22 protein-coding genes are annotated in these 22360 nt (G+C 64.5%); 6 read left to right on the forward strand and 16 right to left on the reverse strand.

Annotation, left to right across the window (positions count from 1 at the left end):
- Positions 1-24 precede the first annotated feature (24 nt).
- The 5 genes from CH285_RS08020 to CH285_RS08040 are packed head-to-tail and all read right to left on the reverse strand — an operon-like array spanning position 25 to position 4788.
- Complete coding sequence (locus CH285_RS08020) at positions 25-1344, reverse strand: ABC transporter substrate-binding protein (RefSeq protein ID WP_027495386.1); 1320 nt, start codon at positions 1342-1344, stop codon at positions 25-27.
- Positions 1341-2384, reverse strand: coding sequence for a branched-chain amino acid ABC transporter permease (locus tag CH285_RS08025; protein ID WP_094643583.1), 1044 nt, complete (start codon positions 2382-2384; stop codon positions 1341-1343). The genes CH285_RS08020 and CH285_RS08025 overlap by 4 nt, the downstream gene beginning before the upstream one ends.
- A 1-nt stretch (position 2385) precedes the next feature.
- Complete coding sequence (locus tag CH285_RS08030; protein WP_032374817.1) at positions 2386-3264, reverse strand: branched-chain amino acid ABC transporter permease; 879 nt, start codon at positions 3262-3264, stop codon at positions 2386-2388.
- Between the two features lie 26 nt (positions 3265-3290).
- The gene (locus CH285_RS08035) at positions 3291-4013 is read right to left on the reverse strand and encodes an ABC transporter ATP-binding protein (RefSeq protein ID WP_027495389.1); all 723 of its coding nucleotides are present in this window, start codon (positions 4011-4013) and stop codon (positions 3291-3293) included.
- Positions 4003-4788, reverse strand: coding sequence for an ABC transporter ATP-binding protein (locus CH285_RS08040; protein ID WP_052073988.1), 786 nt, complete (start codon positions 4786-4788; stop codon positions 4003-4005). The genes CH285_RS08035 and CH285_RS08040 overlap by 11 nt, the downstream gene beginning before the upstream one ends.
- A 184-nt stretch (positions 4789-4972) precedes the next feature.
- Between CH285_RS08040 and CH285_RS08045 the strand changes: the two genes are divergently transcribed.
- The 4 genes from CH285_RS08045 (at position 4973) to CH285_RS08060 (ending at position 10927) form a co-directional block, all read left to right on the forward strand.
- Positions 4973-6277: a PucR family transcriptional regulator gene (locus CH285_RS08045; RefSeq protein ID WP_303396238.1), complete on the forward strand. Its 1305-nt coding sequence runs from the start codon at positions 4973-4975 to the stop codon at positions 6275-6277.
- 229 nt (positions 6278-6506) lie between these two features.
- The gene (locus CH285_RS08050; RefSeq protein WP_094643582.1) at positions 6507-8750 is read left to right on the forward strand and encodes a VanW family protein; all 2244 of its coding nucleotides are present in this window, start codon (positions 6507-6509) and stop codon (positions 8748-8750) included.
- A gap of 170 nt (positions 8751-8920) precedes the next feature.
- Complete coding sequence (locus CH285_RS08055; protein ID WP_032369483.1) at positions 8921-9412, forward strand: flavin reductase family protein; 492 nt, start codon at positions 8921-8923, stop codon at positions 9410-9412.
- A gap of 528 nt (positions 9413-9940) precedes the next feature.
- On the forward strand, positions 9941-10927 hold the full coding sequence (locus tag CH285_RS08060; protein WP_141214954.1) for a hypothetical protein: 987 nt from the start codon (positions 9941-9943) through the stop codon (positions 10925-10927).
- Between the two features lie 350 nt (positions 10928-11277).
- On the opposite strand, the gene CH285_RS08065 is transcribed toward CH285_RS08060, so the two are convergent.
- The 3 genes from CH285_RS08065 to CH285_RS08075 all read right to left on the reverse strand — a co-directional run bounded on the left by CH285_RS08065 (position 11278) and on the right by CH285_RS08075 (position 14939).
- Entirely contained in the window at positions 11278-13113 is a 1836-nt protein-coding gene (locus CH285_RS08065; protein WP_027495393.1) for an acyl-CoA dehydrogenase, read from the reverse strand.
- 79 nt (positions 13114-13192) lie between these two features.
- Entirely contained in the window at positions 13193-13816 is a 624-nt protein-coding gene (locus CH285_RS08070) for a class I SAM-dependent methyltransferase (protein ID WP_094643580.1), read from the reverse strand.
- Between the two features lie 22 nt (positions 13817-13838).
- A complete protein-coding gene (locus CH285_RS08075; protein ID WP_255032224.1) occupies positions 13839-14939 on the reverse strand; it encodes a DUF4185 domain-containing protein in 1101 nt (366 codons plus the stop codon).
- Between the two features lie 144 nt (positions 14940-15083).
- On the opposite strand from CH285_RS08075, the gene CH285_RS08080 reads away from it, so the two are divergent.
- Positions 15084-15518, forward strand: a complete 435-nt coding sequence (locus CH285_RS08080; RefSeq protein ID WP_094643578.1) for a MarR family winged helix-turn-helix transcriptional regulator — start codon at positions 15084-15086, stop codon at positions 15516-15518.
- 5 nt (positions 15519-15523) lie between these two features.
- On the opposite strand, the gene CH285_RS27825 is transcribed toward CH285_RS08080, so the two are convergent.
- The 5 genes from CH285_RS27825 to CH285_RS08100 form a co-directional block, all read right to left on the reverse strand.
- Complete coding sequence (locus CH285_RS27825) at positions 15524-15685, reverse strand: hypothetical protein (RefSeq protein ID WP_167328661.1); 162 nt, start codon at positions 15683-15685, stop codon at positions 15524-15526.
- A 175-nt stretch (positions 15686-15860) separates the two neighbouring features.
- Positions 15861-16517, reverse strand: coding sequence for a TIGR04282 family arsenosugar biosynthesis glycosyltransferase (locus CH285_RS08085; RefSeq protein ID WP_032374823.1), 657 nt, complete (start codon positions 16515-16517; stop codon positions 15861-15863).
- The gene (locus CH285_RS08090; RefSeq protein ID WP_167328660.1) at positions 16514-17167 is read right to left on the reverse strand and encodes a glycosyltransferase family 2 protein; all 654 of its coding nucleotides are present in this window, start codon (positions 17165-17167) and stop codon (positions 16514-16516) included. The genes CH285_RS08085 and CH285_RS08090 overlap by 4 nt, the downstream gene beginning before the upstream one ends.
- Positions 17160-18218, reverse strand: coding sequence for an NAD-dependent epimerase/dehydratase family protein (locus tag CH285_RS08095; RefSeq protein ID WP_094643576.1), 1059 nt, complete (start codon positions 18216-18218; stop codon positions 17160-17162). Before CH285_RS08095 ends, CH285_RS08090 begins: the two co-directional genes overlap by 8 nt.
- Positions 18215-19012 (reverse strand): S-methyl-5'-thioadenosine phosphorylase, encoded by a 798-nt coding sequence (locus tag CH285_RS08100; protein WP_094622571.1) that lies wholly within the window; start codon positions 19010-19012, stop codon positions 18215-18217. The genes CH285_RS08095 and CH285_RS08100 overlap by 4 nt, the downstream gene beginning before the upstream one ends.
- Positions 19013-19124: 112 nt before the next feature.
- Between CH285_RS08100 and CH285_RS08105 the strand changes: the two genes are divergently transcribed.
- Entirely contained in the window at positions 19125-20408 is a 1284-nt protein-coding gene (locus CH285_RS08105; RefSeq protein WP_255032225.1) for a hypothetical protein, read from the forward strand.
- Here the strand turns inward: CH285_RS08105 and CH285_RS08110 are convergent.
- From CH285_RS08110 to CH285_RS08120, 3 genes are all read right to left on the reverse strand, one after another.
- Positions 20395-21060, reverse strand: coding sequence for a methyltransferase domain-containing protein (locus CH285_RS08110; protein ID WP_032367078.1), 666 nt, complete (start codon positions 21058-21060; stop codon positions 20395-20397). The genes CH285_RS08105 and CH285_RS08110 overlap by 14 nt on opposite strands.
- On the reverse strand, positions 21057-21527 hold the full coding sequence (locus tag CH285_RS08115) for a hypothetical protein (protein WP_027495403.1): 471 nt from the start codon (positions 21525-21527) through the stop codon (positions 21057-21059). Before CH285_RS08115 ends, CH285_RS08110 begins: the two co-directional genes overlap by 4 nt.
- 102 nt (positions 21528-21629) lie before the next feature.
- Positions 21630-22328, reverse strand: coding sequence for a hypothetical protein (locus CH285_RS08120; RefSeq protein WP_032367076.1), 699 nt, complete (start codon positions 22326-22328; stop codon positions 21630-21632).
- Between the last annotated feature and the right edge of the window lie 32 nt (positions 22329-22360).

Raw genomic sequence — 22360 nt, forward strand, 5'->3', positions numbered from 1 at the left:
CTCTGCGTGCCTTTTCGTATCCGATCAGCCGGGTATACCGCTTTCCGGCGGAGTCGATTCGTCCCCGGTGTATTCCTCCACTGCCGAGTCTCCGATGTCGGTCTGCAGCACCGGAGTCAGGTACTCGGGTACACCTCCGCGGATCTGGAAGACACTGGCTCCGGAGATTCCGAGGTGGCTTTCGTCGGAGTATCGGAACGGGGCGAGCTGCGGGCCCTGGAAGTCCATTCCGCCGTCCTGGATCGCAGAGACGATGCCCTCACGAGTGGGATTCTCGCCTGCCGCCTGAAGAGCCTGCACGAACGCGTAGGCCTGGCTGAGTCCGTAGATGCGGTAGTTGGTCAGTGGGTCACCTGTTCCGTTCTGAGCCCAGACCTTCTGCCACAGTTGCGTCCACGGATTCTCGGGGGAGTCGACGCCGGGGATGTATTCGAGCGAAATCATGCCTTCGAGGGACTGGGCACCGTTGGTGACCGCGCCCTGGGAGAAGCGTCCGAGCAGAGAACCGACCAGGTCGACGTCGGAGCCGATCGAACTGTAGAACCACTCGGGATCGTAGTTGAGCCGCATCGCGGTCAGTTGGCTCAGTGCGGTGTACGACGGGACGTTGAAGCCGAGCACGAGGTCGGCTCCGGCACCCTGCAGGGCGGCGATCTGTGGTGCGACATCGGTGTTACCGGAGGTATAGCGCACGACCTCGACGATCTGGTCGTCCAGGTATTGGCGTACCGCGGCTTCGCTGTCCCTGCCGAGATCGTCGTCCTGGAGGAACAGCCCGACCTTGGCGTCGGGCCGGTTCTTCGTCACCCAGTCGCCGATGATCTTGCCCTCGACCTGGTAGTCGGGCTGCCAGCCGAAGGTATTCGGGTACTTCTCCGGGTCGTTGCCCCACATGATCGCGCCGGAGGAGACGAAGAGATCCGGCACACCCTCCTCGTTCAGGAAGTCGATGACTGCGCTGTGCGTCGCCGTGCCGAGTCCACCGACGACGGCGAACACTTCGTCCTGGAGGACGAGTTCGTTGACGACCTGGGTGGTGGTCGTCGGATCGTAGGAGTCGTCACGAACGACGTACTCGATCTGCCTGCCGTTGACGCCGCCCGCGGCATTGACGTAGTCGAAGTAAGCCTTTGCGCCCGTGGGTATTTCGCTGTATCCGGGTGCTGCGACCCCGGTCAGGGGGAAGTGGGCTCCGATCTTCACCGAGGTGTCGGTGATGCCGATCGTCGAGCCTTCCGAGGATTCTGTTGCCTCGTCTCTACCGCCTGCACCGCACGCTGCGGCCAACGAGACGACGGCGACGAGTGCGGTCGTTCTGACCGCCACCGATCCGAACTTCTTCATTTCATCTCTTTTCTGGTTGAACGCAACCTTCGAAACGTGCCCACCAGACCCAGTGGGGCGAACAGGATGACCAGGACGGTGAAGATGCCGGTCACCAGTGGTGCGAGTTCGGCGGATTGCAGACTGCTCAGCTCCAGATCGAGTCCGAGGTTGGTGACCACCGGTGGGATGTAGGTGAGCAGCAGCGCTCCGATCAGTGCCCCGGACAGAGTGCCGAGCCCGCCGATGACGACGGCGGAGAGCAATGTCAGGGAGAGCGTCAGAGTGAACCCGCTCGGGGCCGCGATCCGCGCCGACATCGCGAGGACGGCACCTCCGGCACCCGCGCATGCGGCGCTGACGACGAACGCCAGGATGCGTGCCCGCCCGAGATCGATCCCGGACAGCTCGGCGGCTACTTCGTCGTCCCGAACGGCCCGCCAGCGACGGCCGATCCGGCTCGACGAGACGTTCGCCAACAGGAAGAACACGACGACGAGCAGCACCCAGCTGACGTAGGCGACGAATTTGGTTCCGCTGAGCTCGTTTCCGGTGACGAAGAACATCATGTCGTCGATCAGGTCCGGCACTTTCGGGGCCGGGACGACGAGACCCTGTTCACCGCCGAGGTAGTCCGAGAAGTACAGGGCCAGTCCCGGTACGGCGACGGCGAGCGCCAGCGTCGCACCGGCCAGGTACGGGCCGTGCAGTCGGGCGGCGGCCACTCCCACGACCACGCCCACCAGGGCAGAGATCACGGTGGCGGCCAGCAGTACGAGGGGCACCGACCATCCGGAATCGTTGGCCCGCAGCATCAATGCCGCGGTGTACGCACCGACGGCCATGAACGCACCGTGCCCGAGTGAGAGCTGCCCGCTCAGGCCGGTCAGCACGGTCAATCCGCCGGCTGCGATCGCCAGGTACGCGACCGACGTCAGCTGACTCTGACGGAAGGTGCTCAGTGATTCGAGCGCCAGCACGATGACGACGAGTCCGATGACAGCGCAGAGGAAGTGGCGTCGTACCGGGGTGGCCGTGATTCGAGTGAGAGTTGCGTTCACGTCATACCCTCCTGGCTGCTGCGCTGGCGAACAACCCGCTCGGGCGGACGAGGAGAACGACGATCAGAATGATCAACGCCGCGCTCGACACGAGGTCCTGGCCGAGGTAGCCGCTGACGAAACTGAGCCCGACTCCCATCAGCAGGCCTCCGACCACTGCGCCTGCCGGGCTGTCGAGACCGCCGAGAACGGCTGCGACGAAACCGAAGACGACGATCGAGTCCATGTACCCGGGGTGCACCAGCGAGCCACCGGCAATGAGCAGCCCGGCCAGCGATCCGACGACTGCGGCCAAAGCCCAACCGAGCGTGAGCATTCGACTCACCCGGACTCCGAGCAGCTTGGCCACCTCCTGCTCGAATGCGCTGGCGCGCATCTTCAGTCCCAGATCGGTGAACCGGAACAGCAGAATCAGCAAGCCCAGGACCACGAGAACGGCGACGATCTTGAACACGTCGTATCCGGTCAGGGCCACGTTGATCTCCCCGACCTTCTGGCCGGTGAGACCGAACGGTGCTGGGAACGAACGAAATTGGTTCCCGAAGATGATGGCCGCAACCGCGTGGATGATGATGAACAACCCGAGCGTCAGAATCACCGGGTTGATGTGCGAGGAGCTGTCGACGAACCGAATGACGAGTCGTTCGATCAACGCTCCCAACAGCAGTCCGCTGAGCAGCGCGACTCCGAAGCCCAACCAGTACGAGTAACCGGCGTCGATGACGACCAATGCGACGTACGTGGTGATCATGGCCATCGGTGCCTGGGCGAAGTTGACGATGCGGGTCGATCGCCAGATGAGGACGAGAGCGAGGGCGAACGCGGCATAGACCATGCCTGTCGTCACGCCGTTGATGAGGATGGTGAGCAGTTGTTGCACTGTGGCTGGCGTCCTTTCGGCTTGCTCTAGAACCCGAGATAGGCGTGTCGGAGGGCATCGTCCCCGGCCAAGGTGTCGGCCGGGCCTTCCACCGCGACCTTGCCCAGATCGAGGACGACGGCGTGTTCGGCGATGGACAGTGCACTGCGCGCGTTCTGTTCGACGAGCACGACGGTCATCGATTCTGAATCGACCAGTGCGCGCAGCGTTTCGAAGATCTGAGCGGCGACTTTCGGCGCCAACCCGAGCGACGGTTCGTCGAGGAGAAGAACCGACGGCGTTGCCATCAGCGCTCGACCGATCACCAACATCTGCCGTTCTCCGCCCGACAGCGTGTGCGCCGACGAGGTTCGGCGTCCGGTCAGCGGCGGGAACATGTCGTAGATCCGATCGAGGGTCACGGCGTCGTGACTTCTGTTGCGTCCCAACGCGCCGAGGCGAAGATTCTCGTCGACGGTCAATTCGGCTATCACGCCCCGTCCTTCGGGCACGTGTGCAAGCCCTTTGCGGGACATGCGATCCGGAGGTATGCCGACGATGTCGACGCCGGCGAGCTCGATACGTCCTGACGTCGGTTTCAGGAGTCCGGAGACAGTGCGCAGCAGCGTGGTCTTTCCGGCACCGTTCGCTCCGAGTACGGCGGTGATCGTGCCCGCGGTGACGGTCATCGACACCGAATCGAGGGCGGTGACCGGCCCGTAGTGCACGGTGAGGTCGGTGATTTTCAGGTGTGTCGCGTCAGTTGTCATGTGCCACCTCGTTTCCGAGATATGCGGCCAGTACGGCCGGATCCTCCCGAATCCGATCCGGTGTGCCCTGGGCGATGACCTTGCCGAAGTCGAGGACGTAGATCCGGTCGCACACGGTCATGACGAGGTCCATGTGGTGTTCGACGAGCATGACCGATGTTGCCGGTCGGTCCGGCTGGGAATCCTTGTTTGCTGATGTGAGAGAGCGGATTTCGTCACCGAGTTCGCTCATTTCGTCGTTGGACAGGCCCGAGGCTGGTTCGTCGAGCAGGATCAACGACGGTTCGCTCACCAGTGCGCGCGCGAGGGCCACGCGTTTGCGCACCGCGTAGGGCAGGCTCGGTGGCAGCCGGTGCGCGTAACCGTCGATGCGCAGTCGTTCCAGGGTGTTCATCGCGGTCGAGCGGACCGCCGCGTCGTCGGCCGCGCTCGAGGGAAGGCCCAGGAGGCCGCTGAGGATTCCGGTGCGTGCCGTTCGGTCGGCCCCGACCATGACGTTGTCCAGCACGGTCATTCGATCGAACAGTCCCAGTCCCTGCAGCGTTCGGCTCATGCCGAGCCGGGGCAGGTCGTGTGGGCGCAGGCGGCTCAAGGTTTCGCCGTGTCGGCCGAGGGTTCCCGATTGGGGTCGAACGAGACCGCACGCGACGTTGAAGAGTGTGGTTTTGCCTGCCCCATTGGGTCCGATGACGCCGAGGACTTCGCCGGGTCGTACCTCGATGGTCACTCCGGAGAGCGCGACGATGCCGCCGAAGGACACGTCGACGTCCGTCATGGTGAGGACCGGATTCATCGTGTCGAGAGAATTCAAGTGATGCACCTCACAATCTGTTGGCTCCACTATGGGGCGTGCAGCACAACGCGCGGTATGGGCGCTCCGCACAGAATGTTTGGGTGTCTGGGCACCAGTAACGGTCAAATCACCCTGTGATGTGGGCTCTGTGCGCAAAAATGAGCGGATGGCTTCTCCTGCAGTGCGCCGCTCGTCGTTGCGTTCCGCTGCGCGCGGCGCAGTGAAGCCCGCCGACCAGGAGAAGATTCGCGGTGCCTGGGCTGCGCTGTTGCCGCGGGCGGATGCGATTGCCGACTCGATCACGCTGGCGCTGATAGAGCAGGAACCCGCGTACCTGGCGAGCTCCACTCCTGACATCGCGGGCGAAATTCGTCGCAGCACCCGCGCGCACATCAGCCAGGGCCTACGCACGCTGTCCGGGCTTGCGGCCGCGGGCGACAACGCCAGAGAGGTATGGCGTCGCACCGGGAGAGAGCGTGCGCGCCAAGGCATTCCGATGGAGTTGGTGCTGAAGGCGTACACGCTCGGGAGTCGGACGCTGTGGGAAGAGCTGATGCTCGAGCGTGAACAATGCAGATCCGTGATCGACGAACATCTACTCCTCGTCGCCGGCCAGCAGTTGTGGAGAGCGCTGGACAGTCAGTACGAAACTCTCGTCGAGGCGTACCGCCAGGAGAGCGCGCGTATGCAGCAGCGTGATCTCGCCAATGTGCTGGTGATTCTCGACGGTCTCCGGTCGGGCCGAGGCGGCGATCCGGCTTTCGTGATCGAAGCCCGCGCGACCCTCGGCCTTTCGGCCTCACAACAGATCGCCTGCGTGGTCGGTCCGCTCGACGATCAGGGGTCGCCTCCGCTCCCCGCGCCCGAGGATGCGATGGACCAGATCGGCGCAGTGTCGCACTGGAACACTCGGGACGGGCACCAATTCGCGCTGGTTGCCCTCGGGACCGGATCGTGGAGATCGGTCATCGACGCCCTTGCCGCGCGTGCGGTCGGTCCGGTGGGTGTCGCGCATTCGCCCGAGGGCGTGGCGTCGTTCGCGGCGGCGTATCGCCTGGCGGCGCTGACGGCCGAGACCATCACCGAAGACAGTGGCGTCGCGTTGGCGACGGACCGATTGCCGAGGGTTATCATGGCCGCCGACGATCAGTCGTCGGAACTGTTGGTTCGCCATGCGCTCGGTGCCCTGTTCACGCATCCGGAGCCGCACCGAGAAACGTTGCTCGACACGTTGGCGCACATGCTCGCTTCGGACGGTTCGCCCACCAACGCTGCGAAGGCGCTGTACTGCCATCGCAACACCGTCATCTACAGGGTGCGTCGAATCGAGGAGTTGACCGGGCGTGATCTGACCGATGCACGCGACCGGCTTCTGCTCACTCTTGCGCTGGTCAGGACAGGACATTGGGCGCGGGCCGTCGAGCAGGAGGACGGTTCGACGGCCCACGGTTCATTCAATCGAATGAAATGACGGTGGCAATTCCGAACTCGCTGTAACGAGTGGTTGAAGTCTGCATATATTCCGTGTGGCTCCGTACTGCTGCCTGACCCCCGACCCGGCAGCAGTGCGGGGCCTTTTTGCGTAATGCGCATGCGAGGGTCTCGGAACGAGCGGTGCTGTGCGGTTTGCGTAAGCTCGTCCGCGGGGTACGCCGCGCAACAGGCCGGAATATGAATCGACGGTCCTGGAAGGGTCGAATGTGAGCGAGGGCAACAGTAGGTCGGGTGACGCGCCGAAGGGTGCCGAGCCCCGCCCCGACGTACCGCCGTACGACACGCCGACCGAGGTGTTCGGGGCCATCCAGGACGACGCCGAAGCGCCGAAGCATGCAGACCAGCCGTTATCCGACGGCCAGGACGCCACGGAATCCGAGGCCGCGGAATCCGATGCGAACGAAGCCGACGGGAACGATGCCGAGCTGACGCAGGCCGAGGGAACCGAAGCCGATGCCACCGCCGAGGTCGGGCAGCAATCCGAGCCGGTCGCCGACCTCGATACCGCCGGTGATCCGGACGTCGACCCGCTCGGCAAGGGCGAGTCTGCTGCACCCGTCACGGACGCGCAGCCCGCGCCGGTGGCAGACGAATCACCGACGGTGGCGCAGCCCGTCGTTCTACCGTCCCCTTCTGACGCCGGGCAACCTCGACCACCGGCCGAACCTCCCGCTACTCCCCCCGAAAGCGGTCCCACGGAGCACGACGGATCCGGGTCCACACCACCGTGGAAGAAGATTGCCATCGGTACCGGCGCGGTGGTTGCCGTCCTCGGGTTGCTGTACGCGGCGGACTGGATTGCCTCCAGCGATCGGGTTCCGCGCGGTGTGACCGTTGCCGGCATCGAGGTAGGCGGCAAGAGTCATTCCGACGCCGAGGCCGTACTGCGTGCCGAATTGGGACCTCGGGCGGAGGAACCGATTCAGGTGGGCATCGACGACCGGCAGGTCGAGGTGTTGCCTGCCGCGGCCGGGCTGGGAGTCGATTGGAATGCGACGCTCGATCGCGCGGGTACGCAGCCCATCAACCCGATCACGCGTCTGACGTCGCTGTTCGGAAGCCGGGAGATCGGCGTCGTCTCGACCACCGACGAGCAGGCACTCGCGGTCGCCGTGGACGGCCTGCGAGCGGAGACGGACCGTGCGCCCGTCGAAGGCGACGTCGTCTTCGAAGGCAGCACTCCGGTAGCCGTCGAACCGCTGGCCGGCCGGGTACTCGACGCCGACGGGACGCGTCGAAAACTGCAGACCGAGTGGTCGACGGGTGCAACCGAGGTCGTCTACGAATCGACGCCCGTCACCGTGACGCAGGAGGCGGTCGATCAGTCTTTGTCGAACGTCGCGGTGCCCGCGGTCTCGGAGCCGGTGGTCATCGAAGGCCGACAGAACGTCGATGCAACGTTGCCGGTGGACCGTGTGGGTGAGGTGCTGCGCTTCGACCCGGACGGGCAGGGCGGTCTCACGCCGATCTACGACACCGGTATCGCAACGGGCATTCTTGCTCCGCAACTGGTCCGCACCGAAGTTCCGCCCAAGGACGCGTCGTTCACGTTCTCCGGCGGAGCTCCCACCGTCGTTCCCGGGGTGATGGGTGAGCTGGTCGAGTGGAACAAGACCCTCGAACAGCTTCCCGCCCTGCTGGCTGCGGACGGTCCGCGCTCGACCGAGGCCGTCTACGAACCGGCGCCGCCTGCCCTCACCACCGAGGCGGCAGAGAATCTCGGCGTGCGAGAGGTGGTCGCGGAGTACACGACCGGAGGTTTCGAGTACGCGTCGGGCGTCAACATCGGTCTCACCGCGCAGATCGTCAACGGCGCGCTGGTCAAGCCGAAGGAGACGTTCTCGCTCAACGGGTACACGGGTCCGCGCGGGACCGCTCAGGGCTTCGTCGAATCGGGAATCATCGACAACGGTCGACCCGATCGTGCCGTCGGCGGCGGCATCAGCCAATTCGCGACGACGCTGTACAACGCGTCGTACTTCGCGGGCATGGAAGACACCGACCACACCGAGCACAGCTACTACATCAGTCGATACCCCGAGGCCCGGGAGGCGACGGTCTTCGAAGGTGCCATCGACCTGAAGTTCACCAACCCCAACGACACCGGCGTGGTGATCGAGTCGTTCGCGGATTCGTCCAGCGTCACCGTCCGGCTGTGGGGCACCAAAACCGTCGACGTCGAATCGATCACCGGGCCCCGGACGCGGCCCACTTCGCCCAATACCGTGACATTGCCGGCCGGTGCCGGCTGCGTCGCGTCCGGCGGGGGACCGGGATTCACCGCCAGTGACACCCGGGTGATCAGCGACGCCGCGTCGGGCAGGGAGATCTCGCGCAACACCAGAACCGTGAAGTACGACCCCATCCCGATCGTGAAATGCGTCCAGCCCGATCGTCCGGCTCCGGCCCCCGAACCCGACGATCCCCCGCGCCCGAACGACGACGAGTGACGTCCTGTGCTCGACGTGTCACTTCGAATCACGCGGATTCGGACTGTGGCGTCGACGCTCGATCGGGTGTTTGCTGGATGTAGACGTATGCCCGGAACGAATGCCGCCGCGACGAGGTTGCAACAGTAGAGGTGCGCTCGGCACCGCACGATCGAAAGGGAGCATCCTCCATGACGCTCACACGCACCGTCCTCGATCAACAGACACTTCGTGAGGCGTACGCGCAGTTCCCCAGTGGCGTCGTGGCGATCGCTGCGAAAATCGATGGTGCCCTGGTGGGCTTGGCGGCCAGCAGCTTCGTGTCGGTGTCGATCGATCCACCGTTGGTAGCGGTGTGCATCCAGAACACGTCGACCACGTGGCCGAAGCTGGAAGTTGCGCCGAACATCGGCGTCAGCGTGCTCGGGGAAGCACACAACGATGCCGTCCGCACTTTGGCTGCGAAGACCGGTGACCGCTTCGCCGGTCTCGACCTCACCGTCACCGACGGAGGCGCGGCCTTCATCGTCGGTGCCACCGCCTGGCTCGACACCACCGTCGAGCAACAAATTCCAGCGGGCGATCACGCAATAGTGTTGCTACGCATCCATTCCCTGGAAGTGCAAAGTGAAGTGAATCCAATCGTCTTCCACGGCAGCAAGTTCCGCAAACTTCAGCAGTAGTCTCGCTGTTCGACTTGGTTCGGCCCCCTTCAGCCTGTTCGGCCCGCCCACCGGTTCGGCCCTGTCCGCCCACCTTCGGCCTGTTCGGTTCGCCCTCCGGTTTTCGCAAACGCGCGCGCACTTGCTCAACGCGCGCGAAATAGTGGCCCAATCGTGGGCAATTCTGCGCGCACCTGACAAATGCGCGCGCGTTTGTCGGGTCGGTCTCGTGAAGTCGGCCAGCGACGCTTTGCCGAGCCGGTTCTCCTGGTGGTGCAGCTGCGCTTCGCTCGGTGCGTCCTCGTTTGCACGTCCGCCTGTTTCGGCTCCGTCTGCTTCGCAAACGCGCGCGCACGTGCTGAACGCGCGCGAAATAGTGGCCGAATAGTCGACAATTCTGCGCGCACCTGACAAATGCGCGCGCGTTTGCGGGACTGACAGCTAGGCGAACTGGTACGCCGGTACCTGTATTCATCCACAAGCCCGGAGTTGTGCACAGTCGTCAGCTTTCGAGCTCGACTCCGTCGACGCATGGCCGAGACTCGGAGCATGAAGGACGACCGAATGATTCGACGCTCCGAGGCGCTGGCAGACGGGAGCGCCGATCACGAGTTGCGCGCAATGTATGAGCGGGGTGGCTGGGAGCGTCTTGTGAATGGCGTCTACGTTCCGTCGTCGAGATTGGCCGGGCTGACAGAACAGGAGCGGCACAGACTGTTGATCGATGCGGTTTTGCCGATCTTGTCCGGTGGTTACGTCGTCAGTCACCGTTCGGCTGCACTACTGCACGGATTACCTTTACCCACTGGCGGATTGGGCAAGGTTCACATCACCCGACACCGCCGCGGCGGCGGTCGTACGAATACGACTGTGACCGTGCACTGTGCACCGTCCTTATCGAGCGTGACGGTCGACGGAGTCTCGGTGACCTCGCTGGCTCGGACAGTGGTCGACCTTGCTCGAACCGAGACGCTGCTGTCTGCGGTAATCGCAGGTGACGTGGCGTTGAAGTGCTGTGACGAGAGTGAGCTCGACGCGGAGTTGCAGCGGGCTCGGGGCTGGAAAGGTGTGGCGCAGGCGCGACGAGCCGTGAACCTCATGGACGGGCGCAGCGAGAACCCGGGGGAATCGCAGAGTCGAATCATATTGCGCGAGGCTGGATTCGACGTCGAGTCTCAGGTGGAGATCCTGGATCCAAGTGGGCGATCGGTGGCACGGATCGATTGGATGGTCAATGGCCTCGTCGTATGCGAGTTCGACGGTAAAGCCAAGTACACCAAGTACTTACGACAAGATGAGAACCCCGGCGACGTGGTGTTCAGGGAGAAGGTACGGGAGGACGCGGTGCGCGATCTCGGCTATCCGGTGGTGCGCTGGACCTGGGCGGACCTGGCGAATCCAGCAGAGTTGGTGGCGCGCGTTGCCCGAGCTGTAGAACGGGCCGCTGCCTTGCCGCCACCGCGAGGGAGCGTGCGAATTACATCGAGTGACGAGCAAACGCGCGCGCATTTGCCGAACGCGCGCGGAATTGCCTAAGTATTCCGCAGAATCCGCGCGCATCTGACAAACGCGCGCGCGTTTGCGCCGGGGCTGGGGGAAGCGTCGCCAGGGGCTAGGGGGAAGCGTCTACCGGGGGAGCGTCTACGTGGGTCGGGTTCGGTGACCGTGGCGCGTGAAGTCCATCGGACCCGGCTAGGTCGCAAACGCGCGCGCATTTGCCGAACGCGCGCGAAATCGCCTAAGTATTCCGCAGAATTCGCGCGCATCTGACAAACGCGCGCGCGTTTGCGCCGCTACGCAGGCCGTCAACCGAGGCGAGACCGACGGCGCACGAACAACAACGGCCGCACCCGTGAACAGGTGCGGCCGTCGAAGGTTTCAGGGAATCAGAATGCTGCTTCGTCCAGTTCCATGATGTCGTTGTCGATGTTGGTGAGGATGGCGCGCGTGGCGGTGAGCTGCGGCAGGATGTTCTTGGCGAAGAACGAGGCCACTGCGATCTTGCCCTCGTAGAACGCCTTGTCCTTGCCCTCTGCGCCGTTGTCCAGTGCGGCGATGGCGATTTCGGACTGACGCAGCAGCAGCCAGCCGATGAGCAGGTCGCCGAAGCCCATGAGGAAACGCACCGATGCCAGGCCGACCTTGTACAGCTCGGTGGGCTGGTCCTGTGCGCCCATGAGGTGCTGGGTCATCGAGGTGACGATGGCCTGGACGTCCTCGAGGGCGGTGGCGAGCAGTGCGCGCTCGGCCTTGAGGCGTCCGTTGCCTGCTTCGCTGTCGATGAACGACTTGATCTGTCCGGCAACGTGAGCCAGGGCTACGCCGCGGTCGCGGGCGATCTTGCGGAAGAAGAAGTCCTGCGCCTGGATGGCGGTGGTGCCCTCGTACAGTGAGTCGATCTTGGCGTCGCGGATGTACTGCTCGACGGGGTAGTCCTGCAGGAAGCCGGAGCCACCGAAGGTCTGGAGCGATTCGGCGAGCACCTGGTAGGCGATCTCCGAGCCGACGCCCTTGACGATGGGCAGCAGCAGGTCGTTGACGCGGTAGGCGATGTCTTCGTCGGCGTCCGAGACCTGCTTGGCGGTGATCGGGTCCTGGTGTGCGGCGGTGTAGAGGTACACCGCGCGCAGGCCCTCGGAGTACGCCTTCTGCATCATGAGGCTGCGGCGCACGTCGGGGTGGTGCGTGATGGTGACGCGCGGTGCGGTCTTGTCGGTCATCTGCGTCAGGTCTGCGCCCTGGACGCGTTCCTTGGCGTACTCGAGTGCGTTGAGGTAGCCGGTGGAGAGGGTGCCGATTGCCTTGGTGCCCACCATCATTCGAGCGTGCTCGATGACGTCGAACATCTGCGCGATGCCCTTGTGGACCTCGCCGACGAGCCAGCCCTTGGCGGGGACGCCGTGGCCACCGAAGGTGAGCTCACAGGTGGCGGAGGCCTTGAGGCCCATCTTGTGCTCGACGCCGGTGACGAAGGCACCGTTGCGCTCTCCCAGTTCACCCTTCTCGAAGTCGAAGAGGATGGACGGAACGAAGAACAGGCTCAGGCCCTTGGTTCCCGGTCCGGCACCTTCGGGGCGCGCGAGCACGAGGTGGAAGATGTTCTCGAAGAGGTCGTCGGAGACGGCCGAGGTGATGAAGCGCTTGACGCCCTCGATGTGCCAGGAGCCGTCGTCCTGCTTGATCGCCTTGGTGCGTCCTGCGCCGACGTCGGATCCGGCGTCGGGCTCGGTGAGGACCATGGTGGCACCCCACTGGCGCTCGACGGCGACCTTGGCCCATTCCTTCTGCTCGTCGGTTCCGTTGTGGTACAAGATGTTTGCGAAGCCGGGGCCTGCGGAGTACATGAAGGCGGCGGGCTGCGAGCCGAGGAGCATCTCGTTGATGCCCCACAGGAGGTTGCGAGGCGCTGCCATGCCGCCGACCTCTTCGTCGAGGCCGACGCGCCACCACTCACCGTCGGCGAGGGCCTTGTAGGACTTCTTGAAGGATTCGGGCAGCTTCAGGCTGTGGGTCTCGGGATCGAAGACCGGGGGGTTGCGGTCGGCGTCCGCGAAGGATTCCGCCAGGGGGCCCTCGGCCAGGCGTACTACCTCGCGCAGCATGTCACGGGCTACTTCACCGTCCATGTCGCCGAAGTTGTCGCCCTCGAGGGTCTCGTCGAGTCCGAACAGCTCGAAGAGATTGAATTCGAGGTCCCGGAGGTTGCTCTTGTAATGGCCCATTGCTCGTTCGCTCTCCAGTCGGTGGTGCGGTCTCGTGAGTACCGCCCAAGTTAGCTACTCGTCGGTAACTTAACGGATATTACCCCCGATCGGTTCCGCTGCCAAGGGCGGACCTACTCGCCAGTAATAGAGCGTCGATCGCTGTGCCGCCGGTCACGTCTCGATACCGGTTCTCGGCCGTGGTGACGGTGAGTCGGTCCCCGATGTCTGTCACCAAATCCTCTGGTGTGTAAAGGATCTCGGGCTCCTGTGGACCGCCGACGCCATCGGTGATGTTCGACGAGTGATGGCCGAGAATCATGAGGATTCCATCAGGTTTCAACGCCGACACCGCAGCCGATACGGCTCGGCGTCGCTCGTCCGGAGGCAAATGGAGGTAGAACATGAGCACCAGGTCATAGTTGGGCTCGGTTGCCAGCTTCGTCACATCGGCGTGTATCCAGGTCAGGCGCTCGCGCACCGACCGCGGGGCCGACTCGGCCACTCGACTGGCCCGCGTCAATGCCACCGACGAGAAGTCGACGGCGTCCACGATCCAGCCGCGCGTCGCGAGCCAGATGGCGTTGCGGCCTTGGCCGGCTGCCAAATCGAGGGCTCGACCGCGCGGGATTGTCGTCGCGACTTCGACCAAGGTGGCATTCGGAGCCTCGCCGTAGACGAGTTCTCGGCGTTCGTACTTGCGATCCCATTCGGCAGCGTCCACGCCGGAAGCCTAATGGGAACTGCTACAGCGTGGCCCGCAGCAACAGCACGTTGTAGTTCTGGAACACCGTCGCCAAGAAGTAGAGGTCGCGGCCCGTCGAGAACGGGTGGATGTACGGGGCGTAGATCGAGCTGATCTCGCGAGTGTCGACCAGTACCTCGGGCGGGCTCCACGGTCCGACGGGCGATGAAGAACGCCGCAGCACAATGGAATTGGCGTTGTCGGTGGTCATCATCAGGTACTGGCCCACCGCGGCGTTGTATGCAACCGACAGTTCGCCGACGCCGTCGACGATGGGGGCGGCCGCTGCGGGATCGCCCATCTTCCAATCCTTACCCGTCCAATATTCGTATTCGCCGAGCCTCGTGATGTCCGCTTCTCTGACGCGAGCGACGTGGCCGAGTGTGGAGCGACCCGGCGGTGTGCCGTACTGGTAGATGTATCCGTTGTCCTTCAGGTAGGCGCTTTGCTGGAAGTTTCGATCTCCGCCGGCGCTGGGCCTGTGGGTCTCGGGTAGTGCGGCCCAGTTCTCTCCGTTGTCGGTCGAGGCGGCGAGGCCGGAGAAGTTGGTGTCCCAGGTACCTGCGGGTCCCCAGTTCTTGACCGACATGAGGTTGAGGTACTGGGTGTCGCCCACGGCGACTCCGGCGGTGGGGATTCGGCTGATTTCGACGAAGGGGATCTTGGGGCTGGGGACGACTTCTTTGGTTTGTCCGACAGCGTCCTTGACGACGCTGTCGAAGTTCATGCCGTCGGCGAGGTTTCGGTCGTTGCTGCGGACGATGGCGTTGCTGCGCCAGGACCAGAGGCTGCCTTGCAGGAGGTTGGGGACGCCGACGCCTGCGGTGTCGCCGAAGGCGGTCAGGACCTCGCCTCGGCCGTTGTCCCACATGATGCCGAGGTCGGTGCCGATCATGTTGACGTTCTGGGTCATGTTCGGGCTCGACATTCCGGTCACCTGGGCGACGGCCTGTGCGCGGCCGTGCAGTTGCGGTAATCCGAATGTTCCGTTGAGACCGGCGATGGGGTTGATCGCGTTGGGGGCGGCGAGGGCCGTTGGTCCTGTGACCAGCACCGATGCGGTCACCGTCAGTGCTGCGACTGTCAGGACTCTGGATCCCACGCGTGTCAAAATTGCCCCGTTTCATGGTGTTTCCCCGATAACACCTCGGACCCATAGCAGCGGTTTGTTATAGGTGGGGTAAATCGACTCGAGCCCGGTTTCGCGAATCGGGCGAATGCACCTCCGTGTCGTAATCTGGACACCGTGAGTGATCTACCCGATTCCCAACTGGCGCGGGATCTGTCCGTCAGTGCGATGCGGCTGAATCGGAGGCTGCGTCTGCGGCATTCGAGTGACCGGTTGCCGGTGGCTCAGTTGTCGATTCTCACGACGTTGCTTCGTGAGGGTCCGATGACGACCGGCGAACTGGCTTCTCGGGAGCGAATCAAGCCGCCGTCGGTGTCGCGGTCGTCGCATCAGTTGGTCGAGGCCGGCCTGATTGTCCGTGAGCCGCACCCGACCGACGGCAGGCAGGTGGTGCTGCGGTTGACCGAGGCGGGCGTTGCGACTGCTCGCGACGAGGTGGCGTCTCGCGAAATCGCTCTTGCCGAACAGTTGGACGAGTTGTCGGCTCGGCAGCGGGAAACGTTGGCCGCAGCGTCGGCAATCCTGATCGACTTGGTCGATAGAGTCGACTGAGACCGTCAGTTCTCGTGTTGAACTTCGCGATCGAGACCGTCGATATTCCACTCGATGGTGGATCCGAGTTCCTCGGAATCTCCTCGGTGCGCGACGCGGCCGAGGACGGTGGCGACTATTGCAGCGCACACCATCCAGACGACTACGCCTATCAGCAACCCGGTCATGGACACTTTGTAGCACTGATGTCTGAGAAATCGCCGTGAAACGGTGGTTATGAAGTGTTGCTGTTCGATATACATCGCGTGCGGTCCGGCAAATGCGACAAAGTGAAGCTTCTTGTTCCCCAACAGATGTAGAGACCCGACGGATTGTTTTTCGTGTCCTTCTCGAAAACAAAAATCAATGAGTTTTGCGTAATTGTTCGACGACTCGGCGAAAGCGACTGTTCGGTGTGCACATATTCGACACCACATCGAGATCGGACTCGAAATCCACATCTCGCAATTGCGACACCATGGTGACCTCGGCACCCGCAGCGGTCAGTGCCACCCGAGTGTCGTCGCCCGTCGACGGGGCAGACATCGGTACGTCCAGCAATGCCCGGGCCTGAGCAGGATTCCGTAGACCCAGGATCCACCAACCGCCGTCCTCGGCGGCACCGAGTAGATCGGTGTCGGCCAGCAACGCAGCTGCGTCGCTGAGCAGTCGCCCGGTGACCTGAGGGGTGTCCATTCCGATCTGAAGTACCGCACCCGCGGGCGCGGCGTCGGCGTGCGCATTCGCCAGCCGTTCGCCCAATCCGTCGCCGCGTTGCGGGATCACGGTGAACGACGCGAGGGCTCGGGTGAGTTCCTCGCCGCGGGCCGCGTCGTGAAGATGGCCGGTGAGGGCCACGACGCGGTGGTCGACGTCCGCTGCCGCGACGGCGTCGAGGGTGTCCAGCAGCGCGGCAGCTGCCACCTCGGCGGCGGCCGCGTCGCCGATCGTGGCGGCGAGACGGGTCTTGGCAAGTCCTGGAACGGGTGCTTTGGCCACGACGAGGGCGGTGACGGTCACGAGAGCACCTTCCAGAAGTCGCGCACGGCCACGATGGTGCCGCGGACCGAGCCCGAGACCTTGGACGTGCCTGCGGTTCGTGGTCGGTAGTCCACGTCGTGTTCGACGACGGTCCAGCCGGCCTCGGCCGCGAGCACGAGTAGCTGCAGCGGGTAGCCGGAGCGTCGGTCGGTGACATCGAGGTCGAGTAGTGCTTGTCGGCGGACCGCTCGGATGGCACCGAGGTCGTGTACGGGCAAGTTGTACTTGGTCCGAAGTCGAAGAGACAGAACGGCATTGCCGATTTTTGCGTGCAGCGGGGAGCTTCCCTTGGCGGGCCGGCGACGGCCGACGGCCAGGTCTGCGCTGTTCAGTGCAGCCACCAGGGTGGGTAGGTCGCGCGGGTCCATCGAGCCGTCTCCGTCGAGCACACAGACGATATCGGTGTCGGCGGCGAGGACGCCCGCGTGCACGGCGGCTCCGTATCCGGGCACGGTTTCCGCTACCACTGCAGCGCCGTGGGCGGCTGCCACCGCGGCGGTGGCGTCGGTCGAGTTGTTGTCCACGACGATCGTTCGATATCCCGGCGGGATCGAATCCAGCACTGCCGGAAGCGATTCGGCTTCGTTCATGCAGGGAATGACGACGGTGACCGATCCGGGCTCAGACACGGGGTGGGCCCGTTCCCTCGGCGTCGCGCAACGGTGCATCGGCGAACGCGGTGAGACCGTCCTGCGGCAGGATCTGCGCGCGAAATCCCAGAACCTCTTCTGCCAACTGCGGACTGGCGACGATGTGCCGTACGTCCCCGGCTCGGTACTGGCCGGTGACCTCGGGGGCTGGTCCACCCCTCGCGTCGGCGAGAACGGACGCCACCTCCCCGATGGTGATCGGATGACCCGAGCACACGTTGAGCGCGGTGAAGCCGTCCAGTTCGGCGGAGATGGACGCGATGTTCGCTGCTGCCACGTCGTGCACGTGGACGAAATCGCGGGCTTGCTTGCCGTCCTCGTAGACCGTGGGCGGCTTCCCGAGTTCGAGCGAGGACCGGAACATTGCCGCCACACCGGAATACGGGGTGTTGCGCGGCATGTGCGGGCCGTACACGTTGTGGTAGCGCAGCGCGACGACGGAACCACCGGTCGACAGTGCCCACGCGGAGGCGTAGTTCTCCTGCGCCAGTTTGCTCGCTGCGTAGGTGCTGCGCGGTTGCAGCGGTGAATCCTCCTCGACCAGTAGCCAATCGAGTGGCTCGCCGGACGCAGGGTCTCGGTTGTCGAACAGCCCGGCGTCCAGATCGGCTCGGGTACGCGGTCGGGGGACGACGGTCTCGCCGGAGGAATTGAGGTAGCGCCCTTCGCCGTAGACCACCATCGACGATGCCAGTACCAGGCGGGAACACCCTGCCTCGTACATCGCCGCGAGCAGGACTGCGGTTCCGAAGTCGTTGTGGCTGGCGTATGCCGGCGCGTCCGCGGCGTCGACGCCTGCGCCGACGACAGCAGCCTGGTGGCACACGACATCCACACCGCGTAGCGCTTCGACGAGTGAATCCTTGTCTCGCACATCCAGATCGGTGATGCCCTCGGCTGTCGCGCCGGGTCCGTGGGCGGAACCCAACATGGCGTCGACGGCGACCATCTCGAGATCGGTGTCGCGCGCTGCGTCGAGGATGTGGCCCCCGATGAATCCGGCTGCGCCGGTGAGCAGTACGCGAGTCATGGCAGCTCGACCGGCAGTGTGACTCCGGCGTGCACCCGGCAGTGGGGGCACTCGCCGGTCGGTGCGTCGCGCACCGCGGATCGGACGAGCGCCTTGAGCGGTTCGATGTTCTTCTGGAATTCGGCGAACACGTCCACTGCTTTGACTCCCTGACCGGATTCGATCCCGGCGTCGAGGTCGGTCACCAACGCTATCGGCGCGTAACAGAGTTCGAGCTCGCGGGCCAGGACGGCCTCGGGGTGACCGGTCATGTTCACCAGTGTCCATCCTTGGCGCGCGAACCATTGGCTTTCGGCGCGAGTGGAGAACCGGGGACCCTCGACGACCACCATGACACCGCCGTCGACCGCGGACCCCTGGACGGCCGCGCTGCGTAACTCCCCGCAGTAGGGATCGGCGAATTCGACGTGGATGCCGCCGTTGTCGAAGTAGGTCTGGGTGCGGCCGGACGTCCGATCGACGAGTTGATCCGGAATCACGACGGTTCCCGGACCGTATTCGGCCACCAACGATCCCACGGCACACGGGGCGAACACGCGGCTCACACCGAGCATGCGCAGCGCCCACATGTTGGCCCGATACGGCAGGGTGTGCGGCGAGTATTCGTGAGCGCGGCCGTGTCGAGGTAGAAAGGCAACTCGTCGTCCTTCCACCTCCCCGACGGTGATCGGCGCGCTCGGTGATCCGTAGGGCGTGTCCAGCTCGATCTCTTCGGCGTCGTCGGCGAAGAACGAGTAGAAGCCACTGCCGCCGATCACCGCGATCTCGGCCTGTAACCCCGCGTGCGTGTTCATCTACCCATCCTCCATCACCGTCGGTCGATATGCTGGTCCGAAACCGTGTTCGTCTTCAAGTCCGCAGGGAGAAAACACTATCCGTTACTGGAGAGAAGCCGTCGCCGGTGCGCTGGCCGTCGTGCTCGTTGCCGTCGCGTTCGTCGTTCCGTATCTGGGCAACGAGATCGTCACCCCGATCATCAACAGAACACCGCAGCAGGTGCGCGATTTCGCCGACGCCGCACCGCTGTTCGGTTTTCGTGAGGTTCATGTCGGATGGGGAACGCCGTTCGCCGTCCTCATCGCGGTGGCGACCGTGCTGTGGGGACCGACCGTGGCTCGACGCCTGTCCTGGACGCGGCTGTTGTTCGTCGTCTGGGGTGCGTCGGCGGCGTGGACGATGGCGCTGGCGATGGTCGACGGATGGAAGCGTGGGTTCGTCGACCGGTTGGCCTCGACGGACGAGTACCTGCACGAGGTGCCCGGCATCACCGACATCCCCGCGACACTGCGCGGATTCTCCGAGCGCATTCTGGATTACCAGGCGGATTCGTGGACCACTCACGTCTCGGGCCATCCTCCCGGTGCGCTGCTGACGTTCGTCTGGCTCGACCGTCTCGGTTTGAGCGGCGGGGCCTGGGCGGCAACGCTGTGCGTGTTGGTGGGAACCAGTGCCGCAGTTGCCGTGGTTCTCACGCTGGGTGTTCTGGGCGACGAGGACATGGCCAGGCGCGCAGCACCGTTCGTGGCGATCGCACCGGCAGCGATCTGGGTCGCCGTCTCCGCCGACGCGTTCTATGCCGGGGTCGCGGCGTGGGGTATCGCGCTGCTGGCGGTCTCGACGAAGCGCTGGCTGTGGCCCGCATCCATCGGTGCGGGAGTACTTCTCGGGTTCGGAATCTATTTGAACTACGGCCTGGTGTTGATGGGTCTGCCCGCGGTCGCGGTGCTGATAGCGGGCCGAAAGGTTCTGCCGTTCGTCGGTGCAGTGATCGGTGCCCTGCTCGTTGCGGGGATCTTCACGGCGTACGGATTCTGGTGGTACGACGGGTACGAGCTGGTACAGGAGCGGTACTACCAGGGCATCGCCAAGGATCGTCCGTTCGAGTACTGGGGCTGGGCGAACTTCGCTGCACTGTTCTGCGCGCTCGGCGTCGCTGTGCCCGCGGCCTTCCCACGCATCGCCGCGCGGGTGCAGCCGATCAACCTGTTGGTGCTCGGCGGCCTCGCGGCGGTGGTGATGGCCGATCTGAGTCAGCTGAGCAAAGCGGAGACGGAGCGGATCTGGCTGCCGTTCGCGATGTGGATGTTGATCGCCCCGGCGGTGCTGCCGCGTCGAACACATCGATTCTGGTTGGCGCTGCAGGTGATCGGGGCCTTGGCCGTCAATCATCTGCTGTTCACGAATTGGTGAGTGGAGCCGGAGTCATCTGCGCGAACCAACGGCCGTCGATCGGAGCCACGTCCACCATCTGCAAGCCGGCGGCGCGGGCGAGGTCGGCGGTGGCGTCGGCGCTGACACTCGACCAGGCGAACCAATCGCCGACCATGGTGTCGGTTTCCCAGCGAACGGTGCGGTGCCGAATACCGGAGTCACTCGGTTCGTCCACCTCGGCGATGATGGCTCCGTGTGGTGCCAGCAGATCGGCGGCTCGGCGTAGCAGGCGCACCGGATCCCCGCCGATGCCGATGTTGCCGTCGGCGAGCAGCACACACGACCACGTGCCGGTGCCGGGCAGAGGCTCGAAGAGGTCACGGAGAACGGCGTTTCCGCCGCGGCCGATGGTCAGGTCGACGGCAGCCTTCGACGTGTCGACGCCGAGCGCCGAGAGTCCACGTCGGGCAAGAGCTTCGGTCAGCCGGCCGGGTCCGCATCCGAGATCGATGGTGGACCCGGTACATCGGCTGATCATGGCGTGGTCGGCTCGGCGATCCTCTTCCGAGGATGCGCTTCCGCCCATCCAGCGGGCCGTGGGCAGACGTTCTCTCGAGCCGTCGGAATCGCCGATCCAGCAGGGCAATCCAGCGGCGGCGCGGTGGAAAAGGGTGTCTGCGGTGACGCTCATGTTCGGCTCCGTACCACGGTGAAGCGAATGAAGTAGACGACGGCGCTGGCGGCGAACAACACCGTTGTCAGAACCAGCCATCGTTCCAAGAAGGGGTCTTGGGTCAAACCTGTTGCCGCACGATAGGTCTCCGCGCCCTGGGACAGTATTCCGGGGAAGAACATCAAGAACGTCAGCGCTGTGCCGAGGGCCGGGACGCGAATGTAGTTGATGGGCGAGACGGTCAGCTGTAGTCGTCCGAGCCCGGTGAGAAGGCGATCGGCCGCCGAGTACAGCGGGAACAGGACCGCGTCGTGCAGCAGTACCGATCCGAAGAACCAGACGGCGATGGAATGCCACCAGATGTCGCTGTTCCACAACGTTTTCGGCCCGGCGATGTGGACGACGTAGCCGACCAGCGCGAAAGAGAGCAGCAGGCCGACGGCATGCAGAGGGTGGCCACCGTATATCCGTCGGAAGGCTCTCATTCCCGGTCCCCTGTCGCGTTTTACGAAACGTCTGTGAAAGCACCAGAGCGCGAGCAGCACCGACGTCGTCGGTGACTGCCCGCGCACGGGTTCAGGAGCTGATTATGCGGCGGTCTTGACCGTGATGGTCGCAACGCCGACGAGCAGTCCCGGGGTGACAGCGTCGGTCTTGAACGTGTCGTTGAGCAGTCCGGCTGCGGTCTCCGAGATCTTCACCTGCGTGCCCTGCAGGATGGCGGTGTTCTCGGGGCCGGTTGCCAACGGCTGCAGGGTGCGGCCGTCGAGGTCGAACAGCACGGCGTCGGCAGCAGCCTCTTCGCCGTTGACCGTGACGTCACCGGTGAGCAGCGACGTGCCCGGGTCGATGTCGAAGTTGGTCAGCTCGACCACGGTCTCGCCTGCGGTCAGCGACAATCCGCTGCCGTCGTGGTTGATCTCGCCCTGCACGTAGGGGTCGACCGTGCCGGGCTCCCAGTACTTGACGTCGCCACCGGTGATCGGGAAGCGAATGGAACCGTCTGCGAGAGTTGCGGTTCCGACTACGCCCGGCGTGAGGCCGAGGGTGGTCAGTGCGCCCAGGAAGCCGGGGTCGAGAGCAACTGCGGTGTCGACGCCGTTGCTGAGGTCGGCGACCTCGGCTGCGGGCTCGGGGGTGCTCTCGGTGGTCTCCATGGCCGACGATTCCGAGGAGGTGGCTGCGTCGGTGGTGCTGGATGCGTCGTCGCTGGAGCACGCGGCGAGCGGGACGATGGTGAGTGCACCGATTGCGGTGGCGGCCAAAGCTTTACGAACAGTGAACATGTCGGTCAACCTTCCGTGCTCGTCTCTCGAGC

This window comes from Rhodococcus sp. 05-2256-B1 (assembly GCF_002258465.1).
Classification (GTDB): Bacteria; Actinomycetota; Actinomycetes; order Mycobacteriales; family Mycobacteriaceae; genus Rhodococcoides; species Rhodococcoides fascians.

What these genes read in the sequence shown, in the direction of transcription:
- CH285_RS08020 (WP_027495386.1), bottom strand. Translation starts at nt 1,344, where the DNA reads ATGAAGAAGTTCGGATCGGTGGCGGTCAGAACGACCGCACTCGTCGCC.
- CH285_RS08035 (WP_027495389.1), bottom strand. Translation starts at nt 4,013, where the DNA reads ATGACAACTGACGCGACACACCTGAAAATCACCGACCTCACCGTGCAC.
- CH285_RS08040 (WP_052073988.1), bottom strand. Translation starts at nt 4,788, where the DNA reads ATGACGGACGTCGACGTGTCCTTCGGCGGCATCGTCGCGCTCTCCGGA.
- CH285_RS08045 (WP_303396238.1), top strand. Translation starts at nt 4,973, where the DNA reads ATGGCTTCTCCTGCAGTGCGCCGCTCGTCGTTGCGTTCCGCTGCGCGC.
- CH285_RS08055 (WP_032369483.1), top strand. Translation starts at nt 8,921, where the DNA reads ATGACGCTCACACGCACCGTCCTCGATCAACAGACACTTCGTGAGGCG.
- CH285_RS08060 (WP_141214954.1), top strand. Translation starts at nt 9,941, where the DNA reads ATGAAGGACGACCGAATGATTCGACGCTCCGAGGCGCTGGCAGACGGG.
- CH285_RS08065 (WP_027495393.1), bottom strand. Translation starts at nt 13,113, where the DNA reads ATGGGCCATTACAAGAGCAACCTCCGGGACCTCGAATTCAATCTCTTC.
- CH285_RS27825 (WP_167328661.1), bottom strand. Translation starts at nt 15,685, where the DNA reads ATGACCGGGTTGCTGATAGGCGTAGTCGTCTGGATGGTGTGCGCTGCA.
- CH285_RS08095 (WP_094643576.1), bottom strand. Translation starts at nt 18,218, where the DNA reads ATGACTCGCGTACTGCTCACCGGCGCAGCCGGATTCATCGGGGGCCAC.
- CH285_RS08100 (WP_094622571.1), bottom strand. Translation starts at nt 19,012, where the DNA reads ATGAACACGCACGCGGGGTTACAGGCCGAGATCGCGGTGATCGGCGGC.
- CH285_RS08110 (WP_032367078.1), bottom strand. Translation starts at nt 21,060, where the DNA reads ATGAGCGTCACCGCAGACACCCTTTTCCACCGCGCCGCCGCTGGATTG.
- CH285_RS08115 (WP_027495403.1), bottom strand. Translation starts at nt 21,527, where the DNA reads ATGAGAGCCTTCCGACGGATATACGGTGGCCACCCTCTGCATGCCGTC.
- CH285_RS08120 (WP_032367076.1), bottom strand. Translation starts at nt 22,328, where the DNA reads ATGTTCACTGTTCGTAAAGCTTTGGCCGCCACCGCAATCGGTGCACTC.